Genomic DNA, 15,104 nt, shown 5'->3' with positions numbered 1-15,104 from the left:
TCTCCCAGCCGTAGAATCAGTATTGACGGTTCTAAACCATTTTCATTCTCTGTGGTGAAGCGCTGATTTTTGCGCTTCATGGATGGCTAACGGGTTGCGTTTGTTCAATAAGACATTTACTTCTGATATTTCATAAACGGACGCGATTGTGAAATAAAAACTTAGATTTTTTAAGTGACTATATTGTTATATCTTTTTGTATAGTGAAGTATTTCACAGAAGTAAATAATCAACAATATTTTTAACCCTGTCCTAAATTTAGAACGGGGTTATGCTTGTTTGAGATTTTAAAATTTAATAACTTTATTGCCATTTATACCTTTAACATAAGAAGGAATTTTTATTATATATCCATCTAAAGAGGGAATTTTAATGAAAGAAACGTTTGGTTCTGCCCCGCTGTTTGTATCAATGAGAAAAATGAAATTCTTATGGTGAGTGGTTATGATTCAGAATATTGTATTAGAGAAGTAAAAGGGGAAACTGGATACGAAGTATAAGTTATAGATACCCTGTTTGTTAAGGAAAACACTATTAAAGGAATAAAAGTTAAAACACACTATTTCATAGTGAAAATATGAGGAAGTCAAGGAATTAACGAACCTGAAAAAAATAGAATGTATCTCAGGAAGAGTGGAGACTACGGACCATAACCAAGTTTTTAGAATCTTAGTAGATTATGCTCACAACAGGAAAGCGTTGTGGTTATTGATTTGAAATTATCCGATACGCCACCAAAACTAAATACAACTATATTACATAAAAAAGCGAAGGCTTCCTCGATTTAATTGAGGAAGCCTTTGCTTTTCTATACTATAAAGACTTTTTCAGTGCCCTCAAGTAGTCTTTTAGGAACTTCGTAAGAAAGATTACATTAATTTTCCATGGAAGATTGAAATATTAAGGAAAAGTTAAGGAACGAAATCCATAATGGGCTTATCAAGGCAAATTAAGGAGGAATAAACATGGAACAGGCTAAACAAAATCTAATAAAAATTTTACTCATCGTAAATTTGGTGATAAGTACTTGTGCAGCTATTGGGGTAGGGTATCTAGTTTATAAACAAAGTCAAAGCCCTAATTTTTCAGAAATGGGACCAAGAGGGAATGGTCAGATGTTCCCAGGTAACGGTCAATTCCAACAAGATCAAGATCAATCAAATCAAACTCAATGATGGAAAGGAGAATAGAGATTTGAAAAAGTGGATGATTATTTCAGTCATTATTGTTGTAATCGGAGGAGCAAGCGCTTGGTTCTTTATAGGTAAAACAGATAAAACACAAAATGTTGCGGCTGCAGTACAAACAACGGCAGTCCAAAAAGGGAAATTAGAGGTAGCCGTTAGTGGCTCAGGTTCGGTTACAGCCATAACAGATCAAGATGTTACAGCAGACAACACGGTTCTTATTGTAGATAGTGTAGGTGTAGAATCTGGAGATACAGTAGATAATGGTGACACACTTGTCACGTTTAAAAATGGTGATGTTGTGACGGCGCCATATGATGGAGAAATCAAATCAGTTAGTGTAAGTAGTGGCAGCAATGCATCACAAGGAACAGTCCTTCTTCGTATCGAAGATGAAGATGAGTATACATCACCTGTAACAAGAGAAGACAGTGGTGGAAGTTCAGAAAGCTTAGGTGGTGGAAGTAGCTTAACAGCGGATACAGTTAGTGTTAAGGAAGGAGATGTTGTAAAAGCAGGTGCAACACTTGTAACCTTTACAGATGGAAGTATCTTGCAAGCACCGGTTGCTGGGACAATCACAAGCCTTTCTGTTGCAAGCGGCGACTCTGTGCCAAATTCGGAGCCAGTTGCACATATTACCAATTATAGTGCATTGCAAACAACCATTAGTGTTGATGAGTTAGATGTAACAAAGGTAAAAGAAGGCCAAGCGGTAGAAATAACAGCAAGTGCATTTGAAGATGAAAAATTTGCTGGAAAAGTAACGAATGTAGCAAAAGTAGGAATAGCATCAAATGGCGTTTCTTCATTTGATGTAACTGTTCAAATTACAGATCCAAAAAACTTAAAAATTGGTATGTCGACGGAAGCAAGTATTTTAATTGAAAGTAAAGACAATGCCTTATACGTTCCGGTTGAAGCGGTATATACAAGTGGAGATGAGAAGTATGTAATCGTTCCTACAACTTCTGATTCAGAGGATTCTGCACAATCAACAAATAAAGTAACCGTAGAAACAGGTATTGCAAATGATATGTATGTAGAAATTACAAGCGGGTTAGCAGAAGGAGATAATGTGCAAATACCGAGAGTTCAATCTAGCGGTAATTCTTTTCAAGGACCGATGATGATGCAAGGAGGAGGCTTCCCAAGTGGCAACTTCCAAGGGGCACCAGGCGGTGACTTTGGAGGAAGAAGTGGAGGCGGGATGCCTTCAGACGGCAGACAAGGAGGGAATTAATGACAATGATAGAGCCAATTATTCAAATAAAGAACATGGAAAAGATGTATGAACTTGGTGGCGAAACAGTAATGGCTCTAAAAGGTGTTTCCCTCGATATCAAAAAGGGTGATTTCATCTCAATTATCGGACCATCTGGCTCAGGAAAATCAACATTTATGAACATGATTGGCTGCTTAGATCGACCGGATTCAGGTGAATACATGTTAGATAATGAAAAAATCGGGAAAATGAAAAGATCCCAACTTGCGACCATTCGCAATGAAAAAATTGGGTTTATTTTTCAAAACTTCAATCTTATTTCGAAACTAACAGCAGTTGAGAATGTAGAACTTCCACTCATTTACCGAGGCATGAAAGCGGTGGAACGAAGAGAAACAGCATTAGCGGCATTAGAAAAAGTCGGCTTGGCAGATCGAGCGAATCATTTGCCTTCGCAATTGTCTGGTGGGCAGCAGCAACGCGTCGCAATCGCGCGCGCATTAGCTGGACACCCACCTATTTTACTAGCAGATGAACCTACTGGAGCACTAGATAGTAAAACAAGTAAGGATATTTTGGCGATTATGAAATCGCTAAATGAGCAAGGACATACCATTATTCTCATTACACATGATTTAGATGTTGCTAAACAAGCAAGCCGTGTTGTTCGGATTCACGATGGACAACTTTATGAGAATGGAGGTGAATGGTTTGCAGACGCTCAAAATGGCACTGAAAAGTATTATAGCAAATAAAATCAGAGCATTCCTCACGATGCTGGGGATTATTATCGGTGTCTCCTCTGTTATCGTCATGGTTGCAATCGGACAAGGGTCAACAAAAGACGTACAAGATCAAATTGGCAGCTTAGGTACAAATGTATTAACTGTATCGGTTACGGGTTCAGATGTTACCTTTAAAGAAGGGGACGCAGACCAGATTAAGGATGTCAATGGTATTGAAGAAATTGCACCAACAGTGTCAGGAAGAGTAACATTGAAAAAGGGTAAAACTAATACACAAGTATCAATGATTGGCACAACCTCTTCCTACTTAAAGGTCCGTGATTTACAGCTACAATCAGGGCGTTTCATTGCAGACTTAGATCATGAGAATCATTCAAAAATTGCAGTCCTTGGTTCAGACACGGCACAAACATTATTTGGCTTAGGAGATCCAGTCGGTGAATCCATAAAAGTAAACGGAACATCCTATAAAGTTGTTGGCGTTCTTGAATCAGTTGGAAGTTCATTAGGAACGAGCGGAGATAGTACGATTATTGTCCCTCTTAGCACGGGGCAACGTTTAGCTTCTACGACGAATATTGGCACAACATATGTCAAAGTAGAAAATGAAAATTCGATTAATTTTGTCTCTAGCCGTATTGAAAGTACGATGAATTCTATTGTAGGTGATGCGGACAGTTATAGTGTGTCAAGTCAAAAAGATTTAATGGAAACTGCATCATCTGTCAATGAAACGATGACATTGATGTTAGGCGGAAGTGCAGCCATATCTCTAATCGTTGGTGGGATTGGTATTATGAATATTATGCTTGTATCTGTTTCAGAACGTACTAAAGAAATCGGCATTAGAAAAGCAATTGGCGCCAAGCGTAAAAATATTTTGCTGCAATTCCTTATTGAAGCAGTTGTATTAAGTTCATTTGGTGGAATCATTGGCGTAGGAATTGGAGTCGTCAGTGCGCAAATTTATACTGTAGTGACGGGGTCGACAATCGCCTATTCGATACCTGTTATGCTGCTATCATTTGTTTTCTCTTTATTAGTTGGCGTTGTATTCGGTGTATTTCCGGCGAATAAAGCGTCTAAGCTTGATCCGATTCAAGCTCTACGATATGAATAGAACAAAACAAAGCGATTCGTTTCACGAACGCTTTGTTTTGTTATTATGTAAGAAAGGAGTGACACATGGTGCGTATATTAGTAGTAGAAGATAATGTTGCCTTGTTGCAGTCTATTAACCAAATTTTATCTGAGGAATTTGAAGTAGATTGCGCAGAAAATGGAGAAGAAGGGCTATTTATGGCCATGCAAAATATTTATGATTTAATTGTCCTTGATGTTATGCTTCCAGAAATGGATGGATTTGAGGTGATACAAAAGATACGGGAGGAACATATTCAGACCCCTGTTTTGTTTTTGACTGCCAAAGATTCATTAGGAGATCGGGTCAGAGGATTAGACCTTGGAGGAGATGATTACTTGACCAAGCCATTCCAAGCACCAGAACTTCAAGCACGTATTCGAGCGTTATTGAGAAGGAGTGGTAGTCTGACGACAAATCAAACGATTCAATATCGAGGGATTGAACTATTTGGAAAAGAAAAAGCCATTTTTGTAGATGGCCATCCGATAAAATTAACGTTAAAACAGTATGAAATGCTGGAATTTATGATTCAGAACAAAGGAGCCATATTAACGAAAGAACAGCTTTACGATCGAGTATGGGGATTCGATTCCGATACAACAATCGGCATAGTAGAAGTATTTGTCCATCATCTTCGTAAGAAGATGGAACCGTTCGGTTATCATAAAGACATTCAAACGGTACGCGGCATCGGCTATATGTTGAAGGAACAGTAGGAGAGAAGGGTATGTTTCAACAAACTCGTATTAGACTCACTATTTTAAATTCATTGGTCTTTATCATTTTAATCGGAGTTCTTGTATCCGTTATTTATTCTTATGCACAATCGCGTTTATATCGGGATGTAAATAATGACTTGCTTGAGGCGGTAGATCGTGTAGCAGAGCTAGGGCAACCTGGACCGCTTGAACAGCCTGATCGGTTGCCAAGAGGGCCAAGAGATCCCCGTATTGCTTTACTGATATGGAACGAAAAAAACGAACTAATAACTTTAAATGAGGGTGCAACAGTTTTTGCCGATAATGAAACCAAATTTCGCCCTAAAGAGTTAAGAAAGCTTAGGGACGTAGAAGCAGAAGGGTTTTACTTTAGGACAATTGCAATAACTATGTATCATCCAAATTTTGGAAAAATAACAATGCAATTTGTTCGAAACATTACTTCAGAAAAAGACATGCTTCATACATTGTTATTAATTATGATAATTGGTTGTATCCTCGGCAGTTTTTGTGCTGTCGGTGCCGGATTTTTTTTGGCAAAAAGAGCGCTAATTCCTATTAAGGAAGCATGGAAAAATCAGCAGCAGTTTGTGTCAGATGCTTCCCATGAATTAAGAACACCTTTAGCTGTCATTCAATCTAAGACAGATTTATTGTGGCGGTCACCGTCTTCTACCATACAAGATAAGGCAATAGATATATCTGTCATATCAAAAGAGGCGAGACGATTAGCAAAGCTCGTTGCCAATCTGCTTACATTGGCTCGTTCTGATTCAGATCAGCTAGAGATAGAAAAGAAAGAGTTTTCAATAACAAATTTACTGAAGGAATTAATTGAACATTATTCAGAGATTGCCTTATATCAAGAAAAAAAACTTGTATTGGATGTCCCATCTTCGGTCTTTATTATGGGAGATAAGGAAAGAATCCATCAATTAATGGTCATTTTATTAGATAATGCTATGAAGTATACGAAAAAGGGAGGAAAAATTATCATTTCTTGTTCCCAAACCTCTCATACTGTTTTGATTAAAGTTCAGGATAATGGCATCGGTATAGACGAAGTGAATATACCTAAAATATTTGATCGATTTTTTCAAGTGGATAAATCCCGGACAGAAGAAGCAGGAGCTGGGCTTGGTCTTTCTATTGCAAAATGGATTATTGACAAACATCATGGCAAAGTAGTCGTACAAAGCAAAGTTGGAGTGGGAACATGTTTTGAAATTAATCTTCCAAAGAATCAAAAAATATAATGGAAACTCGCTGATTGGCGAGCCCAAAAGGGCGGTTCATGAGGCGTAGTTTATACTTATACGCGATAGAATAGTATAGATTGACATGAATGGGCTAAGAATAATTGGTTATTGATTTGAGATTATCCGAAGCACCATCAAAACTAAATATTCCTGTAATACATGAAAAAAGCAAAGGCTTCCTCGATTTCATTGAGGAAGCCTTTGCTTGTCTAATTTATAGGGACTTTTTTAGTGCCATCATGTACCTCCTTGACTTTTTTATTCCAAAAAGAACAATTGTAAAAGATTTTACAAAAATATTACATGTAGGGTTGAAATATTAAGGAAAAGTTAAGGAAGGAAATTCATAATGGGCTTATCAACATAAATCCAGGAGGAATCAAAATGGAATATCCCAAACAAAATCTAATAAAAATTTTACTCATTGTAAATTTGGGGATAAGTACTTGTGCAGCTATTGGGGTAGGATACGTAGTTTATAAACAAAGTACAAGCCCTAATTTTTCAGAATTGAGACCAAAAGGGAAGGGTCAGATGTTCCCAAGAAATGGTCAATTCCAGCCGGGTCAAGATCAAACAGGTCAAAGTCAATCCAATCAAGCTCAATGATGAAAATATACCAGTATCAACTTTGTGTAGCTGTTCTTATGGAAGTTTTATGAACCATTAGTCCGTTTATAGCATAATAAATGGACAACCCTTTGAAATCTATTTCAGAAAGGAAGTAAATTTTCTATGCCAATTTATACTTCATTTAATCCAAATGGTCGACAAGAGCTAAAACATGGGATTACTTATATAGATTATATGTTGTTAAAGAATAAGTTAAGGCATTTAATGAAACTCGACCCTAACGCTGGTCCGAGCGGTAAATATCTAATTCGATCTTGCTATTTTGATAATATCGATAATAAAGTTTTGACCGAGAAAAAAGAAGGCTATTTAAATCGTGATAAATATCGTGTTCGCATTTATGGAAAAAGCGAAGATGTTGTAAATTTAGAACGAAAAAGCAAGAGAAACAACTTGACATTTAAGTCGAAATGCAAAACATCGAAAAAGGAATTTGAAAAGATGCGTGTTGGCGATATTGAGTGGATGAAGGATGATGCCCGAGAGCTTATGCGTGATTTATATATCGAAATGACGCAATATCAGCTGAAACCGATGACAGTTGTTGATTATGAACGTGAAGCCTATATTTATTTATATGGTAATGTCCGTATAACCTTTGACAGCAAAGTACAGTCAAGTTTCCGAAACACGGATATGTTCAATAAGAGTCTGCCAATGGTAAATGTACTAGAGGCAAATGAAGTTATTCTTGAGGTTAAATATGATGAGTATTTGCCAGAAGTTATCCGAAATATGCTGCAAGGCATTAATACTAGGCATGAGGCCTATTCAAAATACCAATTAAGTCGAATGTACGTTTAATTCAGGATTTAATCAGAAGGAGTAACATGATGGATAAAAATATAATTACTTTCAATGATATTTTCAAATCAAGTTTCATAGAAAAAACTTCGTCATTTTCACTGACAGATTCTTTATTAGGATTATTATCTGCTTTTTTACTTGGTTTATTTGTTTATGCCGTATATAAAAAGACATTTAACGGGGTCATTTACTCACATTCATTTAATATTTCGCTTATGATCATGTCAATGGCAACTGCATTGGTCATAATGGGGATTAGCTTAAACGTTTTATTATCTTTAGGTATGGTTGGTGCATTATCAATCGTTCGTTTTCGTACACCCATTAAAGACCCGATGGATTTAGTCTATTTATTCTGGTCCATTATAATTGGGATATTGTGTGGTGCCGGCTTCATTTTATTATCTGTAATAGGATCTATTAGTATAGGAATCGTATTAATTGTGTTTGCAAACAAAATTACGGTTCAGAATCCTTATTTAGTTGTTGTAAAGTTTAACTCAGAAGCAACAGGACAGGAAATTGAAACAATTTTAAAAGAAAATTCGAAAAAATTCAGTTTAAAGTCAAAATCAATGATGATGACGAATGAAACTGAAGCCACGTATGAAGTACGTGTAAAAGAAAATGATTCAGAAATTATTAATAGTATTGCCAGAGTAAAGGGTGTATCGTCTGCTGTCATGTTAAGTTATGATGGTAACTTTACAGCGTAACGCATTATTAGGAAACCTGTATTGGCGGGTTTCCTATTTTTAAAGGAGTGCAATAGATGATAAGTAATAAATTTGTATACTCAATAATGGCTTGCTTAATCACTCTTTTTTTAATCGTCCTCATGGTCCTGCCGAATCTAAATATTGAAGATAAAAATGATGAATTTTCCTATGAAACTAAGCTATTTAATGAAAAAAAGGTCACTACGATCAATATTGAAATAGATGAAAAAGATTGGGCAAGTATGATGGAAAACCCTATGGCTGAGGAAATGAAGGAAGCAACAGTAACTGTAAATGGAAAGCGAATTAATAATATAGGGATTAGGACAAAAGGCAATTCTTCTCTAATGTCGGTGGCTTCAAGTGATTCAAACCGTTATAGTTTAAAACTAGATTTTGACTATTACGATAGTTCACAAAGCTTTTACGGATTAAAAAAACTAAATTTAAATAACAATTTCAGTGATACAACTCAGATGAAAGAGTATGTATCCTATGAAATTCTAGAATCAATGGGACTTTCCACTCCGGAGCATTCTTATATGTACGTCACAGTTAATGGCAAAGATTATGGCCTGATGCTTGGAGTCGAAGCGGTCGACGAGACCTTCCTTGCCAAGAATTACGGAAGCAATGCCGGCTTTTTGTTTAAGCCGGATGGAACTGGAAGTGATCTGAAATATATAAGCTCTAACATTGATGATTACTCAGGTCTTAATCCAAAAACAAACGAATCCAATATCGAGCAATCCAATATTCTGGACATGATTGATGTAATAAATAATGGTGGAGACATAGAAGAGTATATCGATGTTGATAACATGTTACGCTATTTTGCCACAACGACAGCTCTTGTCAGTATGGATAGCTATCAAGGCATGTTAAAGCATAACTATTATCTATATGAAGAGGATGGGAAATTTTCGATCATCCCTTGGGATTATAATATGGCATTCGGTTCATTCTCCATGGGTATGGGGGGCAAAGGAATGAAGATGCCCGAAGGAATGGATCCTTCAAAATTAGGGAATATGGACATGCCCAAAGGAGAAATGAAACTACCGGAAGGACAAAAGCCGCCCATAGACTTTGAAGATGGAGACATGCTGGGTGCAATGACAAATCAAGATATCATGTCAGAAGAATCGATTAACTTTGATATTTATAATCCCGTTTCGGGAACTAACTTAGAAGATCGGCCTTTGTTGAATGCCCTTTTAAAAAACAAAGAGTATTTAGCCAATTATGAAAAATATCTAAAAGAACTATCAACCGAGTATTTTACTGAAGAGAACGTAAGCAAAATAACAAAAGAAGTGTCAGCCACTATTTTAACTTATGTAGAAGCGGATCCATCTAAATTTGGGACGACAGAACAATTCCTAGAAGGCGTAAGCGGTGAAAAGAGCCTGGCTGCTTTTGCAGGCGAACGGTCAAATTCAATCTTAAAGCAGCTTTCTGGTGAGCTAGTTATTGATAAAAAGCCTGCCTCTGAAGAAGCTGTAGCAGCTAATGGAGCGGCACCATCAGATAAAGAGCAAAAACAAATGTCTCCTAAGGAAGATGATCCAAGCAAGGCAGTTGAGGGGAGGGAGCCGCCTGAGGGTGTCGAACTAGGAAGGATGCCAGAGGGGATGGACCCAAGTAAGATGCCAGATGGAATGAAACCCCCGGAAGGGTTTGATCCAAACCAATTGGCTAAAGGCGGGACTGCCGAACCTTCCGTTTCCATGAGAATGAGAAACATGGCATTGACTCTAGGTTCACTGCTCTTATTACTCATTGCCATATTTGGTGTAAGCAAATTCAACCGTCGTGGCTTTCGTTAAATAAGCCTGTATGAAAAAGTGATGTTTTGTACAATAGTACAATTACATCGCTTTTTTTATTAATACTGACCAAGGATATTAATGCCTACAAATAGTAGGTATCTATAAATAGAATTGTCGAAGGAGAAAGAATATTGGTTAAAATTTAATTGTAGATGATGTTTTGCACATTCGTGAATTAAAAATTGTGTTTAGAGGATGAAAATTTTGAAGTAATTGAGAAATATAATGGCTAATTATCGTTTGAATATTTAGAATCATCCTGGACATCATGATACCTAAAATGGACGGTATCCACAATCTGATAAGAAATCCAAAAACTTCACGATATTCCTATTTTAAGATTACAGCAAAGGATCAAGCACAGGATCGGATTAGAGGATTTTAAGTTGGTACGGATGATTATTTAGCAAAACCCTTTGACCCAGTAGAAATGGTCCTTCGTGTAAAAGCGCTGTTAAAAAGAACTCGAATCCATTCAGGTCAAGCATTACCGATAGGAAATCAATCATTTGTTGTTTCTGTTTCGAAACTTAAGCGTTCCATTGAGTTCTATCAAAAGACTTTGGGACAAAGTTATTAGTCCAAGGACGGAAGTTAGCTTATGATGACCCGAATGGACTGTGGTATACCGTTCTTTTCACAGAAAAGACTATCTATTGACAGCCCTGTTCTTTAAATAAAGAATAAAGATAATAAAGTCTTTTCAAGAAACTTATTGCACTTTCCAAAAATAATATCTATCATCTCCTTATTTAAACCTATCCCACCCTCTACTTTACTTTTTTTACTCTTGTTACATTGGATAAATGTACTAACTCAATATTGTATTTATTACTGTATTTTTAACGCATCACCATCGTGATGCTTCTTTTAATCTGAGAATCTATACATTTTTTGTTGTTAAGTTCATCGTTGGAATCTCTAGTATCTTCTATACAATGTTTACATTTTTCTATTAATCATTTGAAGAGATTTTTGCAAGCGAATAATCTCATTCTGTATACTTGGGAAAGATTCTATTTCAGGAACGTTTTTAATAGAAGGTGACTGTTTTCGTCCGGCAGCATTTGCCGTAGTTTCACAAACATAAAGTATTTGGGCAAGCTTTTCCTCTGAAAGAATTGGTCGCTTTTCTACTTTTGAGCAACTTTCTAATAAATACCCTAATCGCTCGACGGAAAATATAACTGGCCAATAATAGTCCAACGCCTTTTGATTGACCGGAATCTCCCCAGCAGCGGTAGTATAGAGTGTTTTTAAAGTAATGACATTTGATTGCATTTTTTTAATTTCACTGTTTTCTTCGACTTTAAATCCTACTCCGTGGTCAGAGAAAAGGAGTAATAAAAATTGTGCTTGACTTCGGATGGTTTTGGTTACTAAATGAGGTAGACGGCTAGATGCAGACCTTCTCCCTACAAACCATACTCCAATTAAGCCTATGACACTACCGATTAGTACATCAATTAATCTAGCTGAAGCAAAATAAGAAAAACTGAAGCTTCCTTGACTTGTGCTTTCAGCCATTAGTAACGCATTCGGTGTGAAGAACAGTGCAGCTAATCCGTAATTTTTCACGATAAAAAGCTCTGTAATAAACGTCAATAGTAGAATTAAAAGAGCAATGATGTATCCATATGGCTGTGTAGCAAGAATGAAGCTAGCAATTAGAATACCCACAATTGTACCAAACCCTCTTTGAATCGCACGATGATATGTTGTAACAATCGTTGATCCTGACATAACTGCAACACAAGATAATGGCACCCAATAGGAGCGCGCTAAATTAAGTTGATAGGCGATGATCGCTGCGATGATCGCTGCGATGATCGCTGCGATGATCGTTACTACACAAAATCGTAGTGCAGATATAAATACAATTGAATTTTTGTCAAATGCTTCACCAAAAATCATCTTAAGTGATGGTTTAGAAATTCGTATCACTTTATTAACATTTGATGTTGGTTCATTCATGATCGCATCCGCATCATATATTTTTATGAATAATGTAGCAACATTTTCATTCATTACTTCTGGCTGGAGTATTTTTTTACAAACCCGTTTACACTTATCCCTATTATCCAGTGAAATCGTGATTTCCCGGATCGTTTGCCCTAGTTCCGGTGGTAATTTTGAATGTTTTTCTGAAAAATTTTCGAGTATATATAAAAATATCTTGTTTGCATGATCATTAAGTACATACAGTCGATTAAATAGATCGGTTTTTCTCCAAGGAATATACCCCGCTGCAAGTGTTTCTTCTGATTCTTTTAAAACTGACATGACTTGATTCTTTGACTCATTAAATTTCTCTGTACCAACTGAATCAACAAATGCAGCAAGTTCTAAATAAACTCTTTTTACTACACCTGTTTCAGGTCCATGAGGATTAAATAACCAACCAATCATTGCAATGATCCACGATAATGTCCCACCTAAAAAAACGAGGCCAGCCCGTATAGGGGCAAGTTCTGGATTAACAGGCATACCTGTTGTCATAGCAAAGACTAAAACAAAAAAAATAGCAGATGGCCCAGTAATTCGTAATGCTCCAAAAATAAAAATAGCTGTAGCTCCTATAATCCCCATCAAAATAGCTGTTGCAAGCGGGTAAGGTGCAGCAAGTGTCCCAAGTGCTGAAACCAATGTCATACCAAGTACAACAAAAAATAGCTTTTTAGCACTTTGAGCATATGGAATATTGAAAACGTAAAGGTAGGAGAATCCTCCCATCCCAGCTATCAACCCATATTCGAAATTGCCAAACAATAATCCGATAATAACTGGCAAGGCTGAAGCTACCCCTGCACAAAATGCTTTTACCCAAGGAAACGGCTTTCTATTCACACTCATTGCCTGTTTTAAAAGAGATGAGGATTTAGCAGGGACTGATTTATTTGTTTCTCTCATACAATGGCTCCTTTTCTATAAGCATAAAAAAATGTTGGCACAAATAAACAGGTTGTAATATTTTTAATCTTAATCACTGCGTAATAGGCACCATATTTTTGAATACCACTAAATATAGTAACCACCCACCCAACTTATAATGAACCGATATTTTCATTATACTTCTGGAATACTATACACTACTAATTGTCTTTTTTATGAATTCCATGCATTATTGTAATACCAGATATTATGGGAGGATTTTGTTTATGGATTTTCAACAATTAAAATATTTTCAAACATTGGCTGATGTTGAAAACTTTACAAGGGCATCAGTTAAATTAGACCTTTCTCAGCCAGCATTAAGTCGTTCGATCTCTCGACTTGAAGGAGAAATCGGCGTTCCGCTTTTTGAACGGAAAAGTCATGGAGTCGAATTAAACAGATATGGAAAAATTTTTCTTCAACATGCAAACCAAGCTTTAGGAGAAATAAATGCAGCAAAACAGGAAATTAATGATTTAACCAATCCTCTAAATGGGACTATTTCATTGGCATTCATTCAAACTCTTGGTTCTAGCTTTGTCCCTGAGTTAATTAGTGCCTTTCGAAAAGAAGTGCCAAGATTAAATTTTCAATTGTATCAGCACACAACAAGTAAGATATTGGATCAATTAGCATCTACTGAAATTGACATCGGCTTCTGTTCTCCACAAGAGACCATTGAAAATTTTAGCTCTATTCCAATTGTGAGGGACGAATTATTTTTAATAGTCCCCAATAACCATAGACTTGCTGGTCGGAAGGAAGTCGATTTAAGTGAGGTAGCCAATGATTCATTTGTGCTTTTTAAGCCTGAAACTGCTATGCGTGATGTGATTGAGAAAATTTGCCATAAAGCTGGGTTTCATCCAAAAATGTCTTTTGAGGGATTAGAAGAGAGAACTGTTGCAGGCCTTGTTGGAGCCAAATTTGGAGTTGCTCTTATTCCATTTATTCCTGGTCTGGATAAGAAAAAAATATCAATGATTCGTATCAAGAATCCACAAAGTATAAGGGTTATTCGAATGGTTTGGAGAACAAATGGATATATGTCACCTGCAGTTGCTAGGTTCAAGACCTTTGTTGAAATGACGATGCGATTATCTGAAACAGAAGGCAAATAACTGGTTTTGGGGTGAAACTATTTCTACTTCTGTTTGATTGTTTATAAACTGAACCCTTAGAAGGGTGATAAAACTAGGACCGTTTTATGAATGACAAGGTAAAAAACGCTCTACAGGCTTGGATTTAGGAGAGAGCAGAAAAAGAGAATTTTGAGGTCTTTGTATTTACAAGCAAACGGAATAAACCATTAGATAGAACTACGATAACTATGTTGTTTAATGAGTATTCAGAAAAGCTTGGAAACATATAACTCCCCCATGATTTACGACATTTCTCTTGTACTTACGCGATTAATAGTGGAATGAGCGTTCATGACATTGCTAATCAGGCTTGCCATTCTAATATTCATACCACGTTGTTATATACGAATCTTCTTTATTAATTGTTACAAGTAAATTATCACCTAATTTTATTTTGGGAGGCAGGATGGACTCTTGGTACCTAGTATAAAGTGTGGGCAGTCCCATTTTTTTTAGTAAACGCATTATTAGAAGGGCTTATATTAAAAATCTTATTAAACAATACTCATCGATTAAAAAGTATAAAGACGTTTAACTTTAGTTTAATTTGTGAAGAATTGCACTTAAACTAAAGGGATGCTAGAGTTCAATAAGCGCTAGCCATCTACTGCAGCCGCAGATCTTCAACAATCTAGTGCGATTCTTCAATAAAGAAGATCGCTTTTTTCATGTGTGCCAGGCATGGCAACTATCTAGGTGGTGAAAGTCCACTGTGGGGGTACACATCGACTAACCACTAAGGAAGCGCAAGGTACTT

The 15,104-nt window shown here is 36.5% G+C and carries 13 protein-coding genes and 1 pseudogene; 13 read left to right on the top strand and 1 reads right to left on the bottom strand.

Going from position 1 to position 15,104, the window contains the following annotated elements; genetic code table 11:
- Positions 1-965: 965 nt before the first annotated feature.
- The 11 genes and pseudogenes from HNP81_RS22880 to HNP81_RS24520 all read left to right on the top strand — a co-directional run.
- Entirely contained in the window at positions 966-1,175 is a 210-nt protein-coding gene (locus tag HNP81_RS22880) for a hypothetical protein (protein WP_028390856.1), read from the top strand.
- A gap of 19 nt (positions 1,176-1,194) precedes the next feature.
- Complete coding sequence (locus HNP81_RS22875) at positions 1,195-2,430, top strand: efflux RND transporter periplasmic adaptor subunit (RefSeq protein ID WP_182504117.1); 1,236 nt, start codon at positions 1,195-1,197, stop codon at positions 2,428-2,430.
- Between the two features lie 5 nt (positions 2,431-2,435).
- The gene (locus HNP81_RS22870; RefSeq protein WP_220478695.1) at positions 2,436-3,167 is read left to right on the top strand and encodes an ABC transporter ATP-binding protein; all 732 of its coding nucleotides are present in this window, start codon (positions 2,436-2,438) and stop codon (positions 3,165-3,167) included.
- On the top strand, positions 3,115-4,278 hold the full coding sequence (locus HNP81_RS22865) for an ABC transporter permease (protein WP_312859724.1): 1,164 nt from the start codon (positions 3,115-3,117) through the stop codon (positions 4,276-4,278). The genes HNP81_RS22870 and HNP81_RS22865 overlap by 53 nt, the downstream gene beginning before the upstream one ends.
- A 68-nt stretch (positions 4,279-4,346) precedes the next feature.
- The gene (locus HNP81_RS22860) at positions 4,347-5,018 is read left to right on the top strand and encodes a response regulator transcription factor (protein ID WP_028390858.1); all 672 of its coding nucleotides are present in this window, start codon (positions 4,347-4,349) and stop codon (positions 5,016-5,018) included.
- Between the two features lie 11 nt (positions 5,019-5,029).
- Positions 5,030-6,277, top strand: a complete 1,248-nt coding sequence (locus HNP81_RS22855; RefSeq protein WP_182504116.1) for a sensor histidine kinase — start codon at positions 5,030-5,032, stop codon at positions 6,275-6,277.
- Positions 6,278-6,664: 387 nt separating this feature from the next.
- Complete coding sequence (locus HNP81_RS22850) at positions 6,665-6,889, top strand: hypothetical protein (RefSeq protein ID WP_182504115.1); 225 nt, start codon at positions 6,665-6,667, stop codon at positions 6,887-6,889.
- A 126-nt stretch (positions 6,890-7,015) separates the two neighbouring features.
- Positions 7,016-7,717 (top strand): polyphosphate polymerase domain-containing protein, encoded by a 702-nt coding sequence (locus HNP81_RS22845; RefSeq protein WP_182504114.1) that lies wholly within the window; start codon positions 7,016-7,018, stop codon positions 7,715-7,717.
- A gap of 29 nt (positions 7,718-7,746) precedes the next feature.
- On the top strand, positions 7,747-8,436 hold the full coding sequence (locus HNP81_RS22840; protein ID WP_182504113.1) for a DUF4956 domain-containing protein: 690 nt from the start codon (positions 7,747-7,749) through the stop codon (positions 8,434-8,436).
- A 56-nt stretch (positions 8,437-8,492) separates the two neighbouring features.
- Positions 8,493-10,268, top strand: a complete 1,776-nt coding sequence (locus tag HNP81_RS22835) for a CotH kinase family protein (protein ID WP_182504112.1) — start codon at positions 8,493-8,495, stop codon at positions 10,266-10,268.
- A gap of 433 nt (positions 10,269-10,701) precedes the next feature.
- Positions 10,702-10,895: pseudogene (locus HNP81_RS24520) on the top strand (hypothetical protein); the annotation flags it as partial.
- Positions 10,896-11,213: 318 nt separating this feature from the next.
- Here HNP81_RS24520 and HNP81_RS22830 read toward each other — a convergent pair.
- On the bottom strand, positions 11,214-13,181 hold the full coding sequence (locus HNP81_RS22830; protein ID WP_182504111.1) for an FUSC family protein: 1,968 nt from the start codon (positions 13,179-13,181) through the stop codon (positions 11,214-11,216).
- Between the two features lie 248 nt (positions 13,182-13,429).
- Between HNP81_RS22830 and HNP81_RS22825 the strand changes: the two genes are divergently transcribed.
- Both HNP81_RS22825 and HNP81_RS24840 read left to right on the top strand, forming a co-directional pair.
- Positions 13,430-14,326, top strand: a complete 897-nt coding sequence (locus HNP81_RS22825) for a LysR family transcriptional regulator (RefSeq protein WP_028390861.1) — start codon at positions 13,430-13,432, stop codon at positions 14,324-14,326.
- A gap of 302 nt (positions 14,327-14,628) precedes the next feature.
- The gene (locus HNP81_RS24840) at positions 14,629-14,709 is read left to right on the top strand and encodes a hypothetical protein (protein WP_376766781.1); all 81 of its coding nucleotides are present in this window, start codon (positions 14,629-14,631) and stop codon (positions 14,707-14,709) included.
- Positions 14,710-15,104 lie beyond the last annotated feature (395 nt).

Source organism: Peribacillus huizhouensis, assembly GCF_014138605.1.
Lineage (GTDB): Bacteria > Bacillota > Bacilli > Bacillales > DSM-1321 > Peribacillus > Peribacillus huizhouensis.
This window is presented reverse-complemented; position numbering and strand designations above follow the sequence as displayed.